The 21720-nt window shown below is 68.8% G+C and carries 32 protein-coding genes; 30 read left to right on the top strand and 2 right to left on the bottom strand.

The annotated features are described in order from the left end of the window. Positions 1–57: 57 nt before the first annotated feature. The 7 genes from BKA05_RS14275 (at position 58) to trmB (ending at position 8342) form a co-directional block, all read left to right on the top strand. Entirely contained in the window at positions 58–1524 is a 1467-nt protein-coding gene (locus BKA05_RS14275) for a solute carrier family 23 protein (protein ID WP_179532019.1), read from the top strand. A 164-nt stretch (positions 1525–1688) separates the two neighbouring features. Further along, the gene (locus tag BKA05_RS14270) at positions 1689–2978 is read left to right on the top strand and encodes an MFS transporter (protein WP_179533225.1); all 1290 of its coding nucleotides are present in this window, start codon (positions 1689–1691) and stop codon (positions 2976–2978) included. A 220-nt stretch (positions 2979–3198) separates the two neighbouring features. Next, positions 3199–3573 (top strand): 30S ribosomal protein S12, encoded by a 375-nt coding sequence (gene rpsL, locus BKA05_RS14265; protein ID WP_028636428.1) that lies wholly within the window; start codon positions 3199–3201, stop codon positions 3571–3573. A gap of 1 nt (position 3574) precedes the next feature. Next, on the top strand, positions 3575–4045 hold the full coding sequence (rpsG, locus tag BKA05_RS14260) for a 30S ribosomal protein S7 (RefSeq protein ID WP_179532018.1): 471 nt from the start codon (positions 3575–3577) through the stop codon (positions 4043–4045). Positions 4046–4176: 131 nt separating this feature from the next. Beyond that, positions 4177–6246, top strand: a complete 2070-nt coding sequence (gene fusA, locus BKA05_RS14255; protein ID WP_218842983.1) for an elongation factor G — start codon at positions 4177–4179, stop codon at positions 6244–6246. Between the two features lie 67 nt (positions 6247–6313). Continuing rightward, complete coding sequence (tuf, locus tag BKA05_RS14250; protein ID WP_179532016.1) at positions 6314–7507, top strand: elongation factor Tu; 1194 nt, start codon at positions 6314–6316, stop codon at positions 7505–7507. Positions 7508–7610: 103 nt separating this feature from the next. Continuing rightward, positions 7611–8342 (top strand): tRNA (guanosine(46)-N7)-methyltransferase TrmB, encoded by a 732-nt coding sequence (trmB, locus tag BKA05_RS14245; protein ID WP_343045686.1) that lies wholly within the window; start codon positions 7611–7613, stop codon positions 8340–8342. Positions 8343–8351: 9 nt separating this feature from the next. Here trmB and BKA05_RS14240 read toward each other — a convergent pair whose 3' ends face one another. Further along, the gene (locus BKA05_RS14240) at positions 8352–9128 is read right to left on the bottom strand and encodes a tetratricopeptide repeat protein (protein ID WP_179532015.1); all 777 of its coding nucleotides are present in this window, start codon (positions 9126–9128) and stop codon (positions 8352–8354) included. A 46-nt stretch (positions 9129–9174) separates the two neighbouring features. Next, the gene (locus tag BKA05_RS14235; RefSeq protein WP_179532014.1) at positions 9175–9672 is read right to left on the bottom strand and encodes a carboxymuconolactone decarboxylase family protein; all 498 of its coding nucleotides are present in this window, start codon (positions 9670–9672) and stop codon (positions 9175–9177) included. A gap of 465 nt (positions 9673–10137) precedes the next feature. On the opposite strand from BKA05_RS14235, the gene rpsJ reads away from it, so the two are divergent. The 23 genes from rpsJ (at position 10138) to BKA05_RS14120 (ending at position 21716) form a co-directional block, all read left to right on the top strand. Then, positions 10138–10446 carry a 30S ribosomal protein S10 gene (rpsJ, locus tag BKA05_RS14230; protein ID WP_008360994.1) on the top strand — a complete coding sequence of 103 codons (309 nt, stop codon included), beginning with the start codon at positions 10138–10140 and terminating at the stop codon, positions 10444–10446. Between the two features lie 11 nt (positions 10447–10457). Then, positions 10458–11117 (top strand): 50S ribosomal protein L3, encoded by a 660-nt coding sequence (gene rplC / locus BKA05_RS14225; RefSeq protein ID WP_179532013.1) that lies wholly within the window; start codon positions 10458–10460, stop codon positions 11115–11117. 2 nt (positions 11118–11119) lie between these two features. Next, positions 11120–11740, top strand: coding sequence for a 50S ribosomal protein L4 (gene rplD, locus BKA05_RS14220; protein WP_179532012.1), 621 nt, complete (start codon positions 11120–11122; stop codon positions 11738–11740). Continuing rightward, a complete protein-coding gene (gene rplW / locus BKA05_RS14215; RefSeq protein WP_179532011.1) occupies positions 11737–12039 on the top strand; it encodes a 50S ribosomal protein L23 in 303 nt (100 codons plus the stop codon). The genes rplD and rplW overlap by 4 nt, the downstream gene beginning before the upstream one ends. A gap of 26 nt (positions 12040–12065) precedes the next feature. After that, a complete protein-coding gene (gene rplB, locus BKA05_RS14210; RefSeq protein ID WP_179532010.1) occupies positions 12066–12902 on the top strand; it encodes a 50S ribosomal protein L2 in 837 nt (278 codons plus the stop codon). A gap of 5 nt (positions 12903–12907) precedes the next feature. Then, complete coding sequence (gene rpsS, locus BKA05_RS14205) at positions 12908–13189, top strand: 30S ribosomal protein S19 (protein ID WP_179532009.1); 282 nt, start codon at positions 12908–12910, stop codon at positions 13187–13189. Beyond that, positions 13186–13617 (top strand): 50S ribosomal protein L22, encoded by a 432-nt coding sequence (rplV, locus tag BKA05_RS14200; RefSeq protein ID WP_179532008.1) that lies wholly within the window; start codon positions 13186–13188, stop codon positions 13615–13617. Before rpsS ends, rplV begins: the two co-directional genes overlap by 4 nt. Next, positions 13617–14432: a 30S ribosomal protein S3 gene (gene rpsC / locus BKA05_RS14195; protein ID WP_179532007.1), complete on the top strand. Its 816-nt coding sequence runs from the start codon at positions 13617–13619 to the stop codon at positions 14430–14432. Before rplV ends, rpsC begins: the two co-directional genes overlap by 1 nt. Before the next feature lie 3 nt (positions 14433–14435). Next, entirely contained in the window at positions 14436–14855 is a 420-nt protein-coding gene (gene rplP / locus BKA05_RS14190; protein ID WP_179532006.1) for a 50S ribosomal protein L16, read from the top strand. Next, positions 14855–15097, top strand: coding sequence for a 50S ribosomal protein L29 (gene rpmC / locus BKA05_RS14185; protein ID WP_179532005.1), 243 nt, complete (start codon positions 14855–14857; stop codon positions 15095–15097). The genes rplP and rpmC overlap by 1 nt, the downstream gene beginning before the upstream one ends. Further along, on the top strand, positions 15094–15366 hold the full coding sequence (gene rpsQ, locus BKA05_RS14180) for a 30S ribosomal protein S17 (protein ID WP_179532004.1): 273 nt from the start codon (positions 15094–15096) through the stop codon (positions 15364–15366). The genes rpmC and rpsQ overlap by 4 nt, the downstream gene beginning before the upstream one ends. Positions 15367–15459: 93 nt before the next feature. Then, positions 15460–15828: a 50S ribosomal protein L14 gene (rplN, locus tag BKA05_RS14175; RefSeq protein WP_136569994.1), complete on the top strand. Its 369-nt coding sequence runs from the start codon at positions 15460–15462 to the stop codon at positions 15826–15828. A 3-nt stretch (positions 15829–15831) separates the two neighbouring features. Next, positions 15832–16197, top strand: coding sequence for a 50S ribosomal protein L24 (gene rplX / locus BKA05_RS14170; protein WP_218842416.1), 366 nt, complete (start codon positions 15832–15834; stop codon positions 16195–16197). A 1-nt stretch (position 16198) separates the two neighbouring features. After that, positions 16199–16783 (top strand): 50S ribosomal protein L5, encoded by a 585-nt coding sequence (gene rplE / locus BKA05_RS14165; protein WP_218842415.1) that lies wholly within the window; start codon positions 16199–16201, stop codon positions 16781–16783. A gap of 1 nt (position 16784) precedes the next feature. Then, entirely contained in the window at positions 16785–16970 is a 186-nt protein-coding gene (locus BKA05_RS14160; RefSeq protein WP_011757321.1) for a type Z 30S ribosomal protein S14, read from the top strand. Positions 16971–17039: 69 nt separating this feature from the next. Next, a complete protein-coding gene (gene rpsH / locus BKA05_RS14155; RefSeq protein WP_179532003.1) occupies positions 17040–17447 on the top strand; it encodes a 30S ribosomal protein S8 in 408 nt (135 codons plus the stop codon). A 26-nt stretch (positions 17448–17473) separates the two neighbouring features. Then, on the top strand, positions 17474–18013 hold the full coding sequence (gene rplF, locus BKA05_RS14150) for a 50S ribosomal protein L6 (RefSeq protein ID WP_179532002.1): 540 nt from the start codon (positions 17474–17476) through the stop codon (positions 18011–18013). A gap of 2 nt (positions 18014–18015) precedes the next feature. Then, on the top strand, positions 18016–18399 hold the full coding sequence (gene rplR / locus BKA05_RS14145) for a 50S ribosomal protein L18 (protein ID WP_179532001.1): 384 nt from the start codon (positions 18016–18018) through the stop codon (positions 18397–18399). 34 nt (positions 18400–18433) lie between these two features. Next, positions 18434–19051: a 30S ribosomal protein S5 gene (gene rpsE / locus BKA05_RS14140; RefSeq protein ID WP_179532000.1), complete on the top strand. Its 618-nt coding sequence runs from the start codon at positions 18434–18436 to the stop codon at positions 19049–19051. Further along, complete coding sequence (rpmD, locus tag BKA05_RS14135; RefSeq protein WP_179531999.1) at positions 19051–19233, top strand: 50S ribosomal protein L30; 183 nt, start codon at positions 19051–19053, stop codon at positions 19231–19233. The genes rpsE and rpmD overlap by 1 nt, the downstream gene beginning before the upstream one ends. A gap of 1 nt (position 19234) precedes the next feature. After that, the gene (gene rplO, locus BKA05_RS14130; protein ID WP_179531998.1) at positions 19235–19675 is read left to right on the top strand and encodes a 50S ribosomal protein L15; all 441 of its coding nucleotides are present in this window, start codon (positions 19235–19237) and stop codon (positions 19673–19675) included. 164 nt (positions 19676–19839) lie between these two features. Continuing rightward, positions 19840–21141, top strand: a complete 1302-nt coding sequence (secY, locus tag BKA05_RS14125) for a preprotein translocase subunit SecY (RefSeq protein ID WP_179533221.1) — start codon at positions 19840–19842, stop codon at positions 21139–21141. Beyond that, positions 21141–21716 carry an adenylate kinase gene (locus BKA05_RS14120; RefSeq protein ID WP_179531997.1) on the top strand — a complete coding sequence of 192 codons (576 nt, stop codon included), beginning with the start codon at positions 21141–21143 and terminating at the stop codon, positions 21714–21716. The genes secY and BKA05_RS14120 overlap by 1 nt, the downstream gene beginning before the upstream one ends. Positions 21717–21720 lie beyond the last annotated feature (4 nt).

Genomic DNA, 21720 nt, shown 5'->3' with positions numbered 1-21720 from the left:
CCGCCCGGGCGGGACCCCCTCGACGCCCGGCGCGGCGGTCTGGTTGGGTGTGCCTCCGTGAGCAGCACCGCGACCCCGAGCGCCACCAGCACCCTCGACCGCTACTTCGAGATCACCGCCCGCGGCTCGACCGTGGGCCGCGAGGTCCGCGGCGGGGTCGTCACCTTCTTGACGATGGCCTACATCATCGTGCTCAACCCGCTGATTCTCGGCTTCGTGCCCGACTCCACCGGCGCCTACCTCGGGGGCGGTCCCGGCGACGGCTCCAACCTGCCGGCCATCGCGGCGGGCACCGCGCTGGTCGCCGGCGTCCTCACGATCCTCATGGGCACGGTGGCCAAGTTCCCCCTGGCGCTGGCCACCGGTCTGGGCCTCAACGCGTTCGTCGCGGTCGCCATCGCCACCCAGGCGACCTGGGCCGACGCGATGGGCCTGGTGGTCCTGGAGGGCCTGGTCATCCTCGTGCTGGTCCTCACCGGGTTCCGTACGGCGGTCTTCCACGCCGTCCCCACCCAGCTGAAGGTGGCGATCTCTGTCGGGATCGGGCTGTTCATCGCCCTGATCGGCTTCGTCGACGCCGGCTTCGTGACCCGCATCCCCGACGCCGCGCAGACGACCGTGCCGGTGCAGCTCGGCGCCGGGGGCACGCTGGCCGGCTGGCCGGTTCTCGTCTTCGCGCTCGGCCTGGTGCTGCTCGTGGCGCTGTGGGTGCGCAAGGTCCGCGGCGCCATCCTGATCGCCATCCTGGTCGCCACCGTCGCGGCCGCGGTGCTGGAGGGCGTGCTCGACCTGGGTGGCCGCTCCGCGGACAACCCGGGCGGCTGGTCGCTGAGCGTCCCGACCGTCGACGGCTTCGTGGACGTCCCCGACCTGGCGACGCTGGGGGAGTTCTCGCTGTTCGGTGCCTTCGAGACGATCGGGATCATCGCCGCCCTGCTGCTGGTCTTCTCGCTGCTGCTGGCCGACTTCTTCGACACGATGGGCACGATGACCGCCATCGGTGCCGAGGCCGGTCTCAACGACGAGGAGGGCGTGCCGCCGCACACCCAGCGCATCCTCGTGGTCGACTCGGTCGCCGCGATCGCCGGTGGCGCCGCCGGGGTCTCCTCCAACACCTCCTACATCGAGTCCGCCTCGGGCGTGGGGGAGGGTGCTCGCACCGGGCTGGCCTCGGTCGTGACCGGGCTGCTCTTCCTGGCCGCGATGTTCTTCACCCCGGTCGTGCGCGCCATCCCCTCGGAGGCCGCCGTCCCGGCCCTGGTGCTGGTGGGCTTCTTGATGATGCAGCAGGTCACCGAGATCGACTGGTCCGACGTCGAGGTGGCGCTGCCGGCGTTCCTCACGATCGTGCTGATGCCGTTCACCTACTCCATCACCGTGGGCATCGGCGCCGGGTTCGTCTCCTACGTCCTCATCAAGGTCGTCCTGGGCAAGGTCCGCACCATCCACCCGCTGCTCGCCGTGGTCGCCGGGCTGTTCGTCGTCTACTTCGCGATCGACCCGATCACCTCCTGGCTCACCTGACGCCCGCGGACTGGTCGACCGGAACTGCCGCTTGGCTCACGGAGTTCCAGCAGGCAAGCGCCGGTTTCACCACCCGGGTGGTGAAACCGCCCGCCGGGAATGGTTGACGCCGACACGTTGTTGACCGGTCGACATCCCTTCCAGCCACTCCCGGAGGCGACGACCTGAGTCCCACGTTCCGCGCCCTGTCCAACGCCAACTACCGGCGCTACGCCGGCGGTGCCCTGGTGTCCAACGTCGGCACCTGGATGCAGCGCGTGGCCCAGGACTGGCTGGTCCTGGTGCTCACCGGCTCGGGTGCGGCGCTCGGCGTCGTGACGGGGCTGCAGTTCCTGCCGTTCCTGCTGCTCTCGCCGGTCGCGGGCGTCATCGCCGACCGCGTGCCCAAGCGCTGGCTGCTGCAGGTCACCAACGTGGCGATGGCGGTCCCGGCGGTGGTGCTCGGGCTGCTGGCGGTGACCGACCAGGTGCAGATCTGGCACGTCTACGTCCTGGCGCTCGTCCTCGGCGTGGCCTCGGCCTTCGACGCGCCGGCGCGCCAGTCCTTCGTCTCCGAGATCGTCGGCCCCGACGACCTCACCAACGCCGTGGGCCTGAACTCCGCCAGCTTCAACACCGCCCGCATCATCGGCCCGGCGCTGGCCGGGCTGCTGATCGCCGCGTTCGGCGCCGGCGTCGTCGGCACCGGATGGGTCATCCTCCTCAACGGCCTCTCGTACGCCGCTCCCGTGCTCACCCTGCGCGCCCTGGACGGGGCGGCCCTGCGCACGCCCGACCGGGTCCCGCGACGGCCCGGCCAGGTGCGCGAGGGCGTGGCCTACGTCCGGGGCCGGCCCGACCTGCTGCTGATCCTGGGCATCGTGTTCTTCGCGGGCACCTTCGGGCTGAACTTCCAGATGACCAGCGCCCTGATGGCCACCGAGGTCTTCGGGCGCGGTCCCACCGAGTACGGCCTGCTCGGCACCTTCCTGGCCGTCGGATCCTTGGCCGGGTCGCTGATGGCCGCCCGCCGACCGCACGTGCGGCACCGGCTGGTCGTGGGGGCGGCGGTGGCCTTCGGCGCGCTCGAGGTCGTGGCCGGGCTGGCACCGTCGTACCTCGTCTTCGCCCTGCTGTGCCCGCTGCTGGGGCTGGCGGCGCTGACGATGATCACCAGCGCCAACGCCCACCTGCAGCTGCACACCGACCCCGTGATGCGGGGGCGGGTGATGGCGCTGTACATGATGATCTTCATCGGCGGGACGCCGCTGGGGGCGCCGTTCATCGGCTGGGTGGGGGAGACGTACGGTGCTCGCTGGACCCTCCTGGTCGGAGGGGCGGCGACGGTGCTCGGCACGGTCCTCTGCGCGGCCCTGTTCCTGGGCCTCCGTCGGGTTTTGACCGCCCTGCGGGCGCCGGGTAGCCTCATTCCTCGTGTCTGGGACGACCAGGCCGTTGCGCGTGCGCGGAAGTAGCTGTCGGAAACAGGCCCGGTAGCAGCCGTCACGCACAGTCCATCGCCTCCCCGAGCCGGGGCGGCACCGTGCTGAGGGCGACACGCCCGACCTCGGGGGCGAGCAACGCGGGTTGAGCAGCACCACCCGGCCACGCACGGCGGAGCAGGTCAGGCCGCCGTCACACCCTGCGGAGCAGAGCGCTGCGCAGTGAGATGAGAAACAGAAGGGGAACCACCAGGTGCCCACCATCAACCAGCTGGTCCGCAAGGGCCGCCAGGACAAGGTGTCGAAGAACAAGACGCCTGCCCTGAAGGGATCGCCGCAGCGCCGAGGCGTCTGCACCCGCGTCTACACCACCACCCCGAAGAAGCCGAACTCCGCCCTGCGCAAGGTCGCCCGTGTGCGCCTGTCCAGCGGCGTCGAGGTCACCGCCTACATCCCGGGCGTGGGTCACAACCTGCAGGAGCACTCGATCGTGCTCGTCCGCGGCGGCCGGGTGAAGGACCTTCCCGGTGTCCGCTACAAGATCATCCGCGGCACGCTCGACACCCAGGGCGTGAAGAACCGCAAGCAGGCTCGCAGCCGCTACGGCGCGAAGAAGGAGAAGAGCTGACATGCCGCGCAAGGGCCCCGCTCCGAAGCGCCCCATCGACGTCGACCCGGTCTACGGGTCGCAGCTGGTCTCCCAGCTCGTCTCCAAGGTGCTGCAGGACGGCAAGAAGCAGGTCGCTCAGCGCATCGTCTACGGCGCCCTGGAGGGCTGCCGCGAGAAGACCGGCACCGACCCGGTCGTGACGCTGAAGCGCGCCATGGACAACGTCAAGCCCGCGATCGAGGTCAAGTCCCGTCGCGTCGGCGGTGCGACCTACCAGGTCCCGATCGAGGTCAAGGGCACGCGCGGCACCACGCTCGCGCTGCGCTGGCTGGTCGGCTACGCCCAGGACCGTCGTGAGAAGACGATGTCCGAGCGCCTGATGAACGAGATCCTCGACGCCTCCAACGGCCTCGGTGCCGCGGTGAAGAAGCGCGAGGACACCCACAAGATGGCCGAGTCCAACAAGGCCTTCGCCCACTACCGCTGGTGACCTCGGGCGGGGTGGCCGCCCACCGGCGCGCCGCCCCGCTCACACCCCGCACCCCCTCGACCTAAGGAACGCGACTAAACGTGGCTGTCGACATCACCACCGACCTCAAGCAGGTCCGCAACATCGGCATCATGGCGCACATCGACGCCGGCAAGACGACCACCACCGAGCGCATCCTGTTCTACACCGGTATCTCCTACAAGATCGGTGAGGTCCACGACGGCGCTGCCACGATGGACTGGATGGAGCAGGAGCAGGAGCGTGGCATCACGATCACCTCTGCTGCGACCACCTGCTGGTGGAAGAAGCACCAGATCAACATCATCGACACCCCCGGTCACGTCGACTTCACCGTCGAGGTCGAGCGCTCGCTGCGCGTCCTCGACGGCGCCGTCGCCGTCTTCGACGGTGTGGCCGGCGTGGAGCCGCAGTCGCAGACCGTGTGGCGTCAGGCCAACAAGTACGCCGTCCCGCGGATGTGCTTCGTCAACAAGCTCGACCGCACCGGCGCGGACTTCTACCGCGTCGTCGACTCGATCGTGAACAAGCTGAACTCGACCCCGCTGGTCCTCCAGCTGCCGATCGGCGCCGAGGGCGACTTCATCGGTGTCGTGGACCTGGTCGAGATGAACGCCAAGGTCTGGCGCGGCGAGACCGCCCAGGGCGAGGACTACGTCGTCGAGGAGATCCCGGCCGACATGGCCGACAAGGTCGAGGAGTACCGCGAGAAGCTGCTCGAGACCCTCTCCGAGGCCGACGACGAGGTCATGGAGAAGTACCTCGAGGGCGAGGAGTTCACCGTCGAGGAGCTCAAGGCCGCGATCCGTCGCGCGACCCTGGCCGACAAGCTGAACCCGATCCTCACCGGCACCGCGTTCAAGAACAAGGGCGTCCAGCCCCTGCTCGACGCGATCGTCGACTACCTCCCCTCCCCGATCGACGTCGAGGGCATCACCGGCCACAAGCCGAACGCCGAGGAGACCCCGGAGAACGAGGTCACCCGCAAGCCCTCGACCGAGGAGCCGCTGGCGGCGCTGGCGTTCAAGATCGCCTCCGACCCGCACCTGGGCAAGCTCACCTTCGTCCGCGTCTACTCCGGCATCATGGAGGCCGGCGGCACCGTGCTGAACTCCAGCAACGGCCGCAAGGAGCGGATCGGCAAGGTCTACCAGATGCACGCCAACAAGCGTGAGGAGATCGCCTCGGTCGGCGCCGGCCAGATCGTCGCCGTCATGGGCCTGAAGGACACCAAGACCGGTCACACGCTCTCGGACTCCTCCAAGCCCGTGGTCCTGGAGTCGATGACCTTCCCGGCCCCGGTGATCGAGGTCGCCATCGAGCCGAAGACCAAGTCGGACCAGGAGAAGCTGGGTGTCGCCATCCAGCGCCTGGCCGAGGAGGACCCGACCTTCGTCGTCAAGACCGACGAGGAGACCGGCCAGACCATCATCGCCGGCATGGGCGAGCTGCACCTGGAGATCCTGGTCGACCGCATGAAGCGGGAGTTCAAGGTCGAGGCGACCGTCGGCAAGCCGCAGGTCGCCTACCGCGAGACCATCCGTCGCGAGGTCAAGGGTCACTCCTACACCCACAAGAAGCAGACCGGTGGCTCGGGTCAGTTCGCGAAGGTCGTCATGTCGATCGGGCCGAACATCGACCCCGAGACCGGTACGGGCGCGGGCTACGAGTTCGTCAACAACGTCACCGGTGGTCGTGTCCCGAAGGAGTACATCCCCTCGGTCGACCAGGGTGCCCAGGACGCGCTGCAGTTCGGCGTCCTCGCCGGATACCCGATGGTGGACGTCAAGGTCTCCCTCGAGGACGGCGCCTACCACGACGTGGACTCCTCGGAGCTCGCGTTCAAGATCGCCGGCAACCAGGCCTTCAAGGAGGCCGCCCGCATGGCCAAGCCCGTGCTGCTGGAGCCGATGTTCGCCGTCGAGGTGACCACCCCGGAGTCCTTCCTGGGTACCGTCATCGGCGACATCAACTCCCGTCGCGGTCAGGTCCGGGCGCAGGAGGAGTCCCACGGCGACCTCGTCGTGTCGGCCCTCGTGCCGCTGTCGGAGATGTTCGGGTACGTCGGTGACCTGCGGTCGAAGACCTCGGGCCAGGCGTCGTACTCGATGGAGTTCGACTCGTACGCCGAGGTTCCTTCGAACATCGCCGACGAGATCGTCAAGAAGGCACGGGGCGAGTAGTCCCAGCCCTCGGCACCACTAGTACCACCCACGAGTCAAGTAACAACCACACCAGGAGGAGCCCCCAGTGGCTAAGGCGAAGTTCGAGCGGAACAAGCCGCACGTCAACATCGGCACCATCGGTCACATCGACCACGGCAAGACCACGCTGACCGCGGCGATCTCGAAGGTGCTGCACGACAAGCACCCGGACCTCAACGAGGAGTCGCCCTTCGACTCCATCGACAAGGCCCCCGAGGAGCGCCAGCGCGGCATCACCATCTCGATCGCCCACATCGAGTACCAGACCGAGGCGCGTCACTACGCCCACGTCGACTGCCCCGGTCACGCCGACTACATCAAGAACATGATCACCGGCGCGGCCCAGATGGACGGCGCGATCCTCGTGGTCGCCGCCACCGACGGCCCGATGCCGCAGACCCGTGAGCACGTGCTGCTCGCCCGCCAGGTCGGCGTGCCCGCCCTGGTCGTCGCCCTGAACAAGTGCGACATGGTCGACGACGAGGAGCTCATCGAGCTCGTCGAGATGGAGGTGCGCGAGCTCCTCTCCGAGTACGAGTTCCCGGGCGACGACGTCCCCGTCGTGCGCGTGGCGGCCTTCCCGGCCCTCAACGGCGACGCCAAGTGGGCCGACTCGATCGGCGAGCTCATGGACGCGGTGGACTCCTACATCCCGCAGCCCGAGCGCGACACCGACAAGCCGTTCCTCATGCCCGTCGAGGACGTCTTCACGATCACCGGTCGTGGCACCGTCGTCACCGGTCGTATCGAGCGCGGCATCGTCAAGGTCGGCGAGGAGATCGAGATCCTCGGTATCCGCGAGACCTCGGCCAAGACCACCGTCACCGGTGTCGAGATGTTCCGCAAGCTGCTCGACGAGGGCCAGGCCGGTGAGAACGTCGGTCTGCTCCTGCGTGGCACCAAGCGCGAGGACGTCGAGCGCGGCATGGTCCTGGCCAAGCCGGGCACCACGACCCCGCACACCAACTTCGAGGCCTCGGTCTACATCCTCTCGAAGGACGAGGGCGGCCGTCACACGCCGTTCTTCAACAACTACCGCCCGCAGTTCTACTTCCGCACCACGGACGTGACCGGCGTCGTGACCCTCCCCGAGGGCACCGAGATGGTCATGCCGGGTGACAACACGGAGATGGAGGTCGAGCTGATCCAGCCGATCGCCATGGACGAGGGTCTGCGGTTCGCGATCCGCGAGGGCGGCCGCACCGTCGGCGCCGGCCGCGTCACCAAGATCACCAAGTGATCCGCGCCGGTCGCTGACCGGCTGAACCACCAGGACGGCCCCGGACCTCTCGAGGTCCGGGGCCGCTCTGCGTCCCGACCCCATCGCCCCGTCGAGGAGCCCCGTGAACCACCAGGCCGACAAGGTCCCGCCCGCGCGGCCGCACCAGAAGCTCACCGAGGACGGCCGTCGCATGCGAGAGGTGCTGAGCTACTCCCGCCGGGGCAGCCGGTTCACCCCGACCCAGCAGGAGGCCTGGGACGCCCACGCGTCGCGCTGGGTGATCCCGGACGAGGACGTCGACCAGCCCGGTTTCGACCTCGCCGAGCGGTTCGGACGCACCGCCCCGCTGGTCGTGGAGATCGGCTGCGGCGTGGGGGAGGCGACCGGAGTCCTGGCCGCCGCGCGGCCGGAGCAGAACGTGCTGGCCCTGGAGGTCTGGCGCCCCGGCGTGGCCGCCTCGCTCGCCGAGGTCGCCACCGCAGGCGCCGAGAACGTCCGGTTCTGCTCGGTCGACGCCGTCTGGTCCCTGGAGCACCTGGTGGCACCCGGCGGGCTCGAGGAGCTGTGGACCTTCTTCCCCGACCCGTGGCCCAAGGCGCGCCACCACAAGCGTCGTCTCGTCCAGCCCGACTTCGCCGCGCTGGTGGCCTCGCGGCTGCGACCCGGCGGTGTCTGGCGCCTGGCGACCGACTGGGCGCCGTACGCCGAGCACATGGTCGCGACGCTCGACGCCGAGCCCGCGCTCGAGGGTGGACGTGTGGAGCGGTGGGCCGACCGCCCGGTGACGAAGTTCGAGCGCAAGGGCCTCGCGGTGGACCGGGAGATCACCGACCTGCTCTACCGCCGGGTCTGACCCCGACGCTCAGTCGTCGGCGGGCCCCGCCCCCGGTGGGTCGTCGAGATCGTCGATGGTGGCCATCAGCGACTCCAGGAGCGCCAGCTCCTCCTCCACGTAGGGGTCCTCGAGCCCGAGCTCGTCGAGGTCCCCCTTGAGCATCTGCTGCACGTCGAGGGCGGCCTCGACGTGGCCGAGGTGGCGCAGCGCCCAGCCGACCATCCACCGCGCGACCCGGGTCCGCTCGTCCTCGCCGATGCGCACCCGGGCGTTCATGGCGGCCTCGAAGGCGGCCAGGGCGGCCCTCCAGTCGCCGCGCTCGACGTGGGCCATGCCGAGGTTGTTGAGCAGGGAGGCGTCCCAGTCCCGGGCCCGCGGGTCGCGGCACTGGCGCGCACGGACCAGGGCGCGCTGCGTGGCGGGCACCTGCTCCTCGAGCGGGGCGACGAGCGCGGCCATGTGCATCGCGTCGACCTCGAGCGCCTCCAGACCCGTGTCCCGGGCGACCTCGACGGCCTCGGCGAACGCGGGACGCGCGGCCTCGGGCTCGCCGCCCGAGCGCAGGAGGCGCCCGCGCTCCAGCAGCCGGCGTGCCACGACCTCCGGCCCTGCGTCCTCGAGGGCGTCGAGCACGGCGTGCCCCTCGTCGTAGCGCTGCTGGAGCCCCAGGGCCCGCGCCACGTGGGTCAGGAGGACCTCACGGGCGGGGGAGGGGGCCGCGGCCGCCGCCTCGCGCAGGCGCTCCTCGGACCCGACCGGGTCCTCGAAGTCCCACAGGTCGTGGGCGGCGTCGGGGCTGCTCATCGCCCCAGGCTAGGCGCGGGCGGCGACACCGCTGCCTCCCCGCGCCTCAGCGCGAGGCGCCCGGGACGTGGGCGGGCAGGCTGCACACCTCGTCCAGCCCGGTCACCCGGTTGAGACGGCCGAAGGCGATCCACGACCCCAGGCACATCGTGAGCTCCACCAGCTCCCGGTCGGAGTACGCCGCCTTGAACCGCCCCCAGAACTCCTCGTCCAACCCGTGGTGCTCGGTGGCGAACCGCTCGGCGTACTCCGCCGCGAGGCGCACGCGAGGCTCCAGCGCCGTGCTCGTGCGCCAGTCGGAGACCTCGTCGAAGAAGCCCGCGTCGACGCGCTCGCCGTCGCGCTCGGTGCGGTAGTCCAGGCAGAACAGGCATCCGTTGACCCGGGCGATGGTCAGCCGCGCGGCCTCGAACTCACGCAGGGCGAGGGTCGAGTGGGCGTAGACCGCCGCCGAGAACCCGGCCGCGGCCGGTCCGATGCCCGGCACGAGCTCGCCCCACACGTAGGTGAGCGGGTCCTTGCCGGTGGGGACGTCGATGATCATGGGCTCTCCTGGGAGGATCGGGGCGGTGCCCGGAGCCGGTCGGGGACCGGACGCGTCCTCGAATTTGTTCGAGGCGGGGGTGTCTGCCAAGATAGTCCGGTTGCTCCGGCGGGTCGCCGGGGTGTGCCACACCTTGACTTCTGAATCGTGTCTCCCGCACCAGCTGGTGCAGATGCCTCAGTCGTCGCGCGTGCGGCCACATCCACTCGCAGCGATGCGAGGAGCCTCGCAGAGATGTGAGGGGAGACCCGATCAGCCCGATGAACCATCGGGTGCCACCACAGCACACAGCAGCAGGATCCCGGTCCTCAGCGTGCGCGGACGTCTTTTTCAGGATGTACGACACGCCCGACCGCGGGGGTCGGCCGCTGGGTGGGGGTGGAGCCAGGGCGGGACCGACTCAAGCCCGAGGACGTCCCGGGACACGCACGCGGCAGGACTGACGAAGAAGGACGAGAGAGACCTATGGCGGGACAGAAGATCCGCATCAGGCTCAAGGCCTATGACCACGAGGTGATCGACACCTCGGCGCGCAAGATCGTGGACACCGTCACCCGCACGGGTGCCAAGGTCGCCGGCCCGGTGCCGCTGCCGACCGAGAAGAACGTGTACTGCGTCATCCGCTCGCCCCACAAGTACAAGGACTCCCGCGAGCACTTCGAGATGCGCACCCACAAGCGCCTCATCGACATCATCGACCCCACGCCGAAGACCGTCGACTCGCTCATGCGCCTGGACCTCCCGGCGGGCGTCGACATCGAGATCAAGCTCTGAGGTCAGACGACATGACTTTCGAACGCAACGTGAAGGGCCTGCTGGGCACCAAGCTCGGCATGACCCAGCTCTGGGACGAGAACAACAAGGTCGTCCCCGTGACCGTCGTCGCCGCGGCGACCAACGTGGTCACCCAGGTCCGCACCCCCGAGGTCGACGGCTACAACGCCGTGCAGATCGGGTACGGCGAGATCGAGGGCCGCAAGGTCACCAAGCCGACCGCCGGGCACTTCGCCAAGGCCGGCACGACCCCGCGCCGCCACATGGTCGAGATCCGCACCACGACCGCCGGTGAGTACACCGTCGGCCAGGAGCTGGCCGTCGACACCTTCGCCGCCGGCGAGGAGATCGACGTCACCGGCACCAGCAAGGGCAAGGGGTTCGCCGGCACGATGAAGCGTCACGGCTTCGCCGGTGTCTCCGCCTCGCACGGTGCCCACCGCAACCACCGCAAGCCCGGCTCGATCGGCGCCTGCGCGACCCCCGGTCGCGTGTTCAAGGGTGTCCGGATGGCCGGCCGCATGGGTAACGACACCGTCACCACCCAGAACATCACCGTGCACGCGGTCGACGTCGAGAAGGGCCTGATCCTGCTCAAGGGTGCCGTCCCCGGCCCCAAGGGCGGTCTCGTGGTCCTCCGCTCCGCCGCCAAGAAGACCCAGGAGGCCTGAGCATGTCTGTCAAGACCGTCAAGGTCGACCTGCCCGCCGAGATCTTCGACGTCGCGGTCAACGTGCCGCTGATCCACCAGGTCGTCGTCGCGCAGCAGGCCGCCGCCCGCCAGGGCACGCACGCCACCAAGACCCGCGGCGAGGTCCGCGGCGGTGGCCGCAAGCCCTACAAGCAGAAGGGCACCGGCCGCGCCCGCCAGGGCTCGACCCGCGCCCCGCAGTTCGCCGGTGGTGGCACCGTGCACGGCCCGCAGCCGCGCAGCTACGACCAGCGGACCCCCAAGAAGATGAAGGCCGCCGCGCTGCGCGGTGCCCTCTCGGACCGGGCCCAGAACGGTCGCATCCACGTCGTGGAGGCGCTCGTCGAGGGTGACAAGCCCTCCACCAAGGCCGGCCTCGCCGCCCTGGCCGGGCTGAGCGAGCGGACGAAGTTCCTCGTCGTCCTCGAGCGCACCGACTCCGTCACCTGGCTCTCGCTGCGCAACGCGCCCGAGGTGCACATCGTGGCCGTCGACCAGATCAACACCTACGACGTGCTCGCCTCCGACGACGTGGTCTTCACCAAGGGCGCGTACGACGCGTTCGTGGGCACCGGCACGACCGAGAAGGAGGCCAGCAAGTGAGCACCCTGCACAAGGACCACCGCGACGTCCTGATCGCGCCGGTCGTGTCCGAGAAGAGCTACGGCCTGCTCGACGCGAACAAGTACACCTTCATCGTGCGGCCCGACGCCAACAAGACCGAGATCAAGATCGCGGTCGAGAAGATCTTCAACGTCAAGGTCACCTCGGTGAACACCCTGAACCGCAACGGCAAGACCCGTCGCACCCGCAACGGTCTGGGCAAGCGCAAGGACACCAAGCGCGCGATCGTCAGCCTGGCTGAGGGGCACCGCATCGACATCTTCGGCCAGGTCGGCTGACCGGGCGAGGACTGAGGAAAAAGACAATGGCTATCCGCAAGTACAAGCCGACCACCCCGGGCCGTCGTGGCTCGTCGGTCGCCGACTTCGTCGAGATCACCCGGACCACGCCGGAGAAGTCCCTGACGGTGCCGCTGCCCAAGAAGGGCGGCCGCAACAACCAGGGCCGGATCACCACCCGTCACCAGGGTGGTGGCCACAAGCGTGCCTACCGGATCATCGACTTCCGCCGCTACGACAAGGACGGCGTGCCGGCCAAGGTCGCTCACATCGAGTACGACCCCAACCGCACCGCCCGTATCGCGCTGCTGCACTACGCCGACGGCGAGAAGCGCTACATCATCGCGCCGAAGGACCTGGCCCAGGGCACCCGCGTGGAGTCCGGCGTCGGGGCCGACATCAAGCCCGGCAACAACCTGCCGCTGCGCAACATCCCGGTCGGTACCACCATCCACTGCGTGGAGCTGCGTCCGGGCGGCGGCGCCAAGCTGGCCCGCTCGGCCGGCAACAGCGCCCAGCTGGTGGCCCGTGAGGGTTCGCGCGCCACGCTGCGCCTGCCCTCGGGCGAGATGCGCTTCGTCGACGTGCGCTGCCGCGCCACCGTCGGCGAGGTGGGCAACGCCGAGCAGTCCAACATCAACTGGGGCAAGGCCGGCCGCATGCGCTGGAAGGGCAAGCGCCCGACCGTCCGTGGTGTGGTCATGAACCCGGTGGACCACCCGCACGGTGGTGGTGAGGGCAAGACCTCCGGTGGTCGTCACCCGGTCTCCCCGTGGGGCAAGCCCGAGGGCCGTACGCGCAAGCGCAAGGCCTCCGACGCCCAGATCATCCGTCGCCGCAAGACCGGTAAGGGTAGGAAGTAACCAGAATGCCTCGCAGCCTGAAGAAGGGCCCCTTCGTCGACGACCACCTCATGAAGAAGGTGGACGCCGAGAACGAGAAGGGCTCGCACAACGTCATCAAGACCTGGTCGCGCCGCTCGATGATCGTGCCGGCGATGATCGGTCACACGATCGCGGTGCACGACGGTCGCAAGCACGTCCCGGTGTTCGTGTCCGACTCCATGGTCGGTCACAAGCTGGGCGAGTTCGCTCCCACCCGCACCTACAAGGGTCACGTCAAGGAAGACCGGAAGGGACGCCGTCGATGAGCACCACCGAGCGCACGCGCACGAGCGCCCGCCGCGAGTCGCTGCTGGGTGACCAGCCCGGCGCCTTCGCGACCGCGCGGTTCACCCGCATCACCCCGATGAAGGCTCGCCGGGTCGTCGACCTGGTCCGCGGCCTTCCCGTGGGCGAGGCGCACGCCACGCTGTCCTTCGCGCCGCAGGCTGCGGCCGCGACCGTCCTCAAGGTCCTGGAGTCGGCTGTCGCCAACGCCGAGACCACCGAGGGCCTCGACGCGGACGACCTCGTCATCTCGGTGGCGATGGTCGACGAGGGCCCGACCATGAAGCGCTGGCGCCCCCGCGCCCAGGGTCGCGCCACCCGCATCAACAAGCGGACCAGCCACATCACGCTGGCCGTCCAGCCGGCCGATGTCGTCGCCGCGAAGAAGAAGAACGGGAAGGGTGCCTGATGGGCCAGAAGATCAACCCGAACGGCTTCCGTCTGGGCGTGTCCACGGACCACAAGTCCCGTTGGTACGCCGACAAGCTGTACAAGTCCTACGTCGGTGAGGACGTGGCGATCCGCAAGCTGCTCAGCAAGGGCATGGAGCGGGCCGGCATCTCCAAGGTCGAGATCGAGCGGACCCGGGACCGCGTGCGGGTGGACATCCACACCGCGCGTCCGGGCATCGTCATCGGCCGCCGCGGCGCCGAGGCCGACCGCATCCGCGGTGAGCTCGAGAAGCTCACCGGCAAGCAGGTCCAGCTGAACATCCTCGAGGTCAAGAACCCCGAGGTCGACGCTCAGCTGGTCGCCCAGGGTGTGGCCGAGCAGCTCTCGGGCCGCGTGCAGTTCCGTCGTGCGATGCGCAAGGCGATGCAGACCACCATGCGCTCGGGTGCCAAGGGCATCCGGATCCAGTGCTCGGGCCGCCTCAACGGCGCCGAGATGTCGCGCACGGAGTTCTACCGCGAGGGCCGCGTGCCCCTGCACACGCTGCGCGCCGACATCGACTACGGCTTCTACGAGGCCCGCACGACCTTCGGCCGCATCGGCGTGAAGGTCTGGATTTACAAGGGTGAGGTGTCCGGCTCGCGTGCCGAGCGCCAGGCGCAGGCCGCCGCCCGCGCCGGGGTCCCCGGTCGCAGCGGCCGTCCCTCGCGCGGTGGCGACCGGCCGAGCCGTGGCTCGCGCGGCGACCGCCCCACCCGTGCCGACCGTGAGCAGCAGACCGAGGCCCCGGCCCAGGCCGCTGCTCCCGCCGAGACCCCTTCGGAGGCCTGAGTCATGCTGATGCCCCGTCGCGTCAAGCACCGCAAGCAGCACCACCCCAAGCGGACCGGGATGGCCAAGGGCGGCACCTCGCTCGCCTTCGGCGAGTTCGGTATCCAGGCCGTGGAGGGTCACTACGTGACCAACCGCCAGATCGAGTCGGCCCGTATCGCCATGACCCGCCACATCAAGCGTGGCGGCAAGGTGTGGATCAACATCTACCCCGACCGCCCGCTGACCAAGAAGCCCGCCGAGACCCGCATGGGTTCCGGTAAGGGCTCGCCCGAGTGGTGGGTGGCCAATGTCAAGCCCGGCCGCGTCATGTTCGAGCTCTCCGGTGTTCCGGAGGACGTCGCCCGCGAGGCCATGCGCCGCGCGATGCACAAGCTCCCCATGAAGTGCCGGTTCGTGTCCCGAGAGGCGGGTGAATTCTGATGGCCAACGGTGTGAAGGCCCACGAGCTCGACGACCTGAACGACGTCGACCTGGAGTCCCGCCTGCGCGAGGCCAAGGAGGAGCTGTTCAACCTCCGTTTCCAGGCGGCCACCGGCCAGCTGGAGAGCCACGGCCGGCTGCGCACGGTCAAGAAGGACATCGCCCGGATCTACACCGTGGTGCGTGAGCGCGAGCTCGGCATCCGGACCGCCCCGGGCACGAGCAGCGAGGACGAGAAGTGAGCGAGAGCCAGACCCAGGAGCGGAACAGCCGCAAGGTCCGCGAGGGCCTCGTGGTCAGCGACAAGATGGACAAGACCGTCGTCGTGTCCGTCGAGGACCGCGTCAAGCACGCGCTGTACGGCAAGGTCATGCGCCGCACCAGCAAGCTGAAGGCCCACGACGAGCAGAACGAGTGCGGTATCGGTGACCGCGTCCTCCTCATGGAGACTCGTCCGCTGTCGGCCACCAAGCGCTGGCGCGTCGTCGAGATCCTCGAGCGCGCCAAGTGACTCCTCGCCGCTAGGCGAGACCGACCCATGTAGTTCGGCCAGGCTCACCGACCACCGCGTCGCTGAGAACCGGCACGACGACCAGGAGAGAAAATGATTCAGCAGGAGTCGCGGCTCAAGGTCGCCGACAACACCGGTGCGAAGGAGATCCTCTGCATCCGTGTTCTCGGCGGCTCGGGCCGTCGCTACGCCGGGATCGGTGACACCATCGTCGCCACCGTCAAGGACGCCATCCCGGGTGGCAACGTCAAGAAGGGCGACGTCGTCAAGGCCGTCGTCGTGCGCACCGTCAAGGAGCGCCGCCGTCCCGACGGGTCCTACATCCGCTTCGACGAGAACGCCGCGGTGATCCTCAAGAACGACGGGGAGCCGCGAGGCACCCGCATCTTCGGCCCCGTGGGCCGCGAGCTGCGCGACAAGAAGTTCATGAAGATCATCTCGCTCGCCCCGGAGGTGCTCTGAGCCATGGGGAAGAACAGCGTGAACATCAAGAAGGGTGACACCGTCAAGGTGATCGCCGGCAAGGACAAGGGTGCCGAGGGCAAGGTCATCCAGGTGCTCCGCGAGGAGCAGCGGGTGATCGTCGAGGGCGTCAACCGGATCAAGAAGCACACCAAGGTCGTCAACCAGGGCGGTCGTGCGGGCACCACCGGCGGGATCATCACCGCCGAGGCGCCGATCCACGTGTCCAACGTGATGCTCGTCGAGGGCGACGGCGTGACCCGCATCGGCTTCAAGCGCGAGCAGGTCACCAAGCGGCGCCCCGACGGCTCGACGTACGAGGCCGAGCGCAGCGTGCGCATCTCGCGCAAGACCGGCAAGGAGATCTGAGATGACCGAGACCACCGAGAACCCGGTGATCTCCGCCAAGGTGCCGCCGCGTCTGAAGACCCGGTACCGCGAGGAGATCCTCCCGGCGCTCCAGTCCGAGTTCGACATCAAGAACGTCATGCAGGTGCCCGGCCTGACCAAGATCGTGGTCAACATGGGTGTCGGCGAGGCGGCTCGCGACTCGAAGCTGATCGAGGGCGCCGTGCGCGACCTGACCGCGATCACCGGCCAGAAGCCGACCGTGACCAAGGCCCGCAAGTCCATCGCGCAGTTCAAGCTGCGTGAGGGCATGCCGATCGGCGCGCACGTCACGCTGCGCGGCGACCGCATGTGGGAGTTCGCCGACCGGCTGCTCTCGCTCGCGCTGCCCCGCATCCGCGACTTCCGTGGCCTCTCGCCCAAGCAGTTCGACGGCCGCGGCAACTACACCTTCGGTCTCACCGAGCAGGTCATGTTCCACGAGATCGACCAGGACAAGATCGACCGGTCGCGCGGCATGGACATCACCGTCGTGACCACCGCGACCACCGACGACCAGGGCCGCGCGCTGCTCAAGCAGCTCGGCTTCCCCTTCAAGGAGAACTGACATGGCGAAGACCGCTCTGAAGGTCAAGGCCGCGCGCAAGCCCAAGTTCGCGGTCCGTGGCTACACCCGCTGCCAGCGCTGCGGCCGGCCCAAGGCCGTCTACCGCAAGTTCGGCCTGTGCCGGATCTGCCTGCGCGAGATGGCCCACCGCGGGGAGCTCCCCGGCGTGACCAAGTCCTCCTGGTAACACCTCACCCACGTTGAAGGTCGCCGGCGCCCCGGCGCGGCGAAACCACTTCGAGAAAGAACCCACATCATGACGATGACTGACCCGATCGCAGACATGCTGACCCGTCTGCGCAACGCCAACCAGGCGTACCACGACTCGGTGTCGATGCCCTACAGCAAGCTCAAGCAGGGCGTGGCCGACATCCTCCAGCAGGAGGGCTACATCACCTCCTACACCGTGGCCGACCCGGCCGAGGGCGAGGTCGGCAAGACGCTGACCATCACGCTCAAGTACGGCCGCAACCGCGAGCGTTCCATCGCTGGCGTGCGCCGCATCAGCAAGCCCGGCCTGCGTGTGTACGCCAAGCACACCGGCCTCCCCAAGGTCCTCGGTGGCCTGGGCGTCGCGATCATCTCGACGAGCCAGGGTCTGCTGACCGACCGCCAGGCCAACCAGAAGGGCGTGGGTGGGGAAGTCCTCGCCTACGTCTGGTGACGAGAGAGACGAGAGGAGAAGAACGCATGTCGCGCATTGGCAAGCTCCCCGTCCCGGTCCCGTCCGGAGTCGACGTCTCGATCGACGGCGCTGTCGTGACCGTCAAGGGCCCCAAGGGCACCCTGAGCCACTCGGTCGCCGCACCGATCGTGGTCGAGAAGGGCGAGGGCGTCCTCGACGTCAAGCGCCCCGACGACGAGCGTGAGTCCAGGTCGCTGCACGGCCTGACCCGCACGCTGGTCAACAACATGGTCGTGGGCGTCACCGAGGGCTACGAGAAGAAGCTCGAGATCGTCGGCGTCGGCTACCGGGTCCTGTCCAAGGGCCCCACCCAGCTGGAGTTCCAGCTCGGGTACAGCCACTCGATCATCTTCGACGCCCCGGAGGGCATCACCTTCGCGGTCGAGGGTCCGACCAAGCTCGGTGTCCAGGGCATCGACAAGCAGCTGGTCGGCGAGGTCGCTGCGAACATCCGCAAGCTCCGCAAGCCCGAGCCCTACAAGGGCAAGGGCGTGCGCTACGCCGGCGAGCACATCCGCCGCAAGGTCGGAAAGGCTGGTAAGTGACCATGGGTATCGCACTGTCGAACCACAAGCACACCGCTACGAAGACCCGGGCGCGCCTGCGCCGTCAGGTCCGTGGTCGCAAGAAGATCCAGGGCACCGCCGAGCGTCCGCGCCTGGTCGTCACCCGCTCGTCCAAGCACATCTCCGTCCAGGTCGTCGACGACCTGGTCGGCAAGACGCTGGCCAGCGCCTCCACCATGGAGGCCGACGTGCGCTCCACGAGCGGTGACAAGACCGCCAAGGCGAAGAAGGTCGGCGAGCTCGTCGCCGAGCGCGCCAAGGCTGCTGGGGTCGACGGGGTCGTCTTCGACCGCGCCGGCAACAAGTACCACGGTCGCGTCGCGGCCCTGGCCGACGCCGCCCGTGAGGGCGGCCTGACCTTCTGATCGCAGACAGAGCAAGAGAGAAGAGGAAAGTCTCATGAGCGGAGCCCAGCGCGGACAGCGCGGTGGCGAGCGCCGTGGACGCGACGACCGTCGCGGCAACCAGGGTGCTGACAAGACCGCCTACATCGAGCGCGTCGTTGCGATCAACCGTGTCGCCAAGGTCGTGAAGGGTGGTCGTCGCTTCAGCTTCACCGCCCTCGTGGTCGTCGGCGACGGTGAGGGTCTGGTCGGCGTCGGCTACGGCAAGGCCAAGGAGGTGCCCGCGGCGATCGCCAAGGGTGTCGAGGAGGCGAAGAAGAACTTCTTCCGCGTCCCCCGCATCCAGGGCACGATCCCGCACCCCGTCCAGGGCGAGAAGGCGGCCGGTGTCGTCATGCTGCGTCCTGCCGCCCCCGGTACCGGTGTCATCGCCGGTGGTCCGGTGCGTGCGGTCCTGGAGTGCGCCGGCATCCACGACATCCTGAGCAAGTCGCTCGGGTCGTCGAACCAGATCAACATCGTCCACGCGACCGTCGAGGCGCTGCGGATGCTCGAGCAGCCCGAGGCCGTCGCGGCCCGCCGTGGCCTCACCGTCGAGGAGGTCACCCCGGCTGCGCTGCTCAAGGCGCGGATCGAGGTCCCCGCCGGTGTGTCGCAGGAGGTGACCTCCTGATGGCTCAGCTGAAGATCCAGCAGATGAAGTCCACGATCGGCTGCAAGGCCAACCAGCGCGAGACCGTGCGTACGCTCGGTCTCAAGCGGATCGGCGATGTCGTCGTCAAGGAGGACCGCCCGGAGATCCGGGGCATGGTCCAGGCCGTCCGTCACCTCGTGACGGTCGAGGAGGTCGAGTGACATGACGCTCAAGCTGCACAACCTCAAGCCGGCACCCGGCTCCAGGACCGCCAAGACCCGTGTGGGTCGTGGTGAGGCGTCCAAGGGCAAGACCGCCGGTCGCGGTACCAAGGGCACCAAGGCCCGCTACCAGGTCCCGGTCGCCTTCGAGGGTGGCCAGATGCCGATCCACATGCGGCTCCCCAAGCTGAAGGGCTTCAAGAACCCCTTCAAGGTGGAGTTCCAGGTCGTCAACCTCGACAAGCTGAGCGCGCTGTTCCCCGAGGGTGGCGCGGTCACGGTCGAGGACCTCGTCGCCAAGGGTGCGGTCCGCCGCAACCAGCCGGTCAAGGTGCTGGGCCAGGGCGAGATCACGGTCAAGGTCGACGTGACCGCGAACGCGTTCTCCGCCTCCGCCGTCACCAAGATCGAGGCTGCGGGCGGGTCGACCACCACGGTCTGACCTGACCATCCGGCACAGGGCGCGGGTGCACCGCCTACCAGGCAGAGCACCCGCGCCCTTGCCGTACCCCCGCTCGACGACCTGCCGGGGAGCCTGCTGTTAGGCTTCCGAAGGCTTTCCGGGCCCGCCCGGGGAGCCGTCACTGTGTGGAGAAAGAGGATCTCGTGCTCGGCGCCTTCGCCAACGCTTTCAGGACGCCCGACCTGCGTCGCAAGCTGCTGTTCGTCCTGATGATCATCGTGATCTTCCGGGCCGGCTCGCAGCTGCCGGCCCCGGGTGTCAACGTCGCCAACGTCCAGCAGTGCATCGACCTGGCTGCCAGCGGCGAGAACGCCAGCCTGTACAGCCTGGTGAACCTCTTCTCCGGCGGGGCCCTGCTCCAGCTGACGGTGTTCGCGCTGGGGATCATGCCCTACATCACCGCGAGCATCATCCTGCAGCTGCTCGTCGTGGTGATCCCCCGGCTGGAGGCCCTCAAGAAGGAGGGCCAGGCCGGTCAGACCAAGATCACCCAGTACACCCGCTACCTCACCCTGGGCCTGGCGCTCCTGCAGGCCACCGGGATCGTGGCACTGGCCCGCTCGGGCAGCCTGCTGCAGTGCAACCTGGACCTGCTGCACTCCGACAGCACCACGACCTTCCTGGTGATGGTCGTGACCATGACCGCGGGCACCGCGGTGATCATGTGGCTCGGTGAGCTCATCACCGAGCGCGGCGTCGGCAACGGCATGTCCATCCTGATCTTCTGCCAGGTCGTCGCGACCTTCCCCGCCGCGCTGTGGGAGGTCGGCAAGAGCCAGGGCTGGTGGACCTTCGGCGTGGTCCTGGCCATCGGCCTGGTCATCGTCGCCGCGGTCATCTTCATCGAGCAGGCGCAGCGCCGGATCCCGGTCCAGTACGCGCGCCGCATGGTCGGCCGCAAGATGTTCGGCGGCTCCTCGACCTACATCCCCCTCAAGGTCAACCAGGCCGGCATCATCCCGGTGATCTTCGCCAGCTCGCTGCTCTACCTGCCGGCGATGGCGGTGCAGTTCAACCAGAACAGCACCTCGGGCTGGGTCACCTGGGTCAGCCGCTACTTCGTCTCCGGCGACCACCCGCTGTACATGGCGGCGTACTTCGGCCTCATCGTCTTCTTCACCTACTTCTACGTGTCGATCACCTTCAACCCCCACGAGGTGGCCGACAACATGAAGAAGTACGGCGGCTTCATCCCCGGGATCCGGGCGGGCAAGCCGACCGAGGACTACCTGTCCTACGTCCTGTCCCGCATCACGCTGCCGGGCGCTCTCTACCTGGGTCTGATCGCCCTCATCCCGCTGATCGCCCTGGTCCTGATCAACGCGAACCAGAACTTCCCGTTCGGTGGCACGTCCATCCTCATCATGGTCGGCGTCGCCCTCGACACCGTGAAGCAGATCGAGAGCCAGCTCCAGCAGCGCAACTACGAAGGATTCCTTCGCTGATGAGAATGATCTTCATGGGGCCTCCGGGGGCCGGCAAGGGCACCCAGGCCGCAGTGGTCGCGGAGCGGTTCGGCATCCCGGCCATCTCGACCGGTGACATCTTCCGGGCCAACGTGGGCGAGGGGACCCCCCTGGGCCTGGAGGCCAAGCGCTACATGGACGCGGGGGAGTACGTCCCCGACTCGGTCACCAACAACATGGTCCGCGACCGCCTCGCGCAGCCCGACGCCGAGCCGGGCTTCCTGCTCGACGGGTACCCGCGCACGCTGGCCCAGGTGGAGGAGCTCGACGGCATGCTCGCCGCCTCCGGCACCGCCCTGGACGCGGTCGTCGTGCTGACCGTGGACTCCGAGGAGCTGGTCCAGCGCCTGCTCAAGCGCGCCGAGACCAGCGGTCGCTCCGATGACACCGAAGAGGTCATCCGCCACCGCCAGGACGTCTACACCGAGCAGACCGCACCGCTCATCGACGTCTACCGCGAGCGCGGTCTGCTGCTCGAGGTCGACGGCCTCGGTGAGGTCCCCGAGGTCTCCGAGCGCATCTTCGCCGTCCTCGACGGCCTCCAGCGCGGCTGAGCCG

The organism is Nocardioides marinus, assembly GCF_013408145.1.
GTDB classification, from domain to species: domain Bacteria; phylum Actinomycetota; class Actinomycetes; order Propionibacteriales; family Nocardioidaceae; genus Nocardioides; species Nocardioides marinus.
This window is presented reverse-complemented; position numbering and strand designations above follow the sequence as displayed.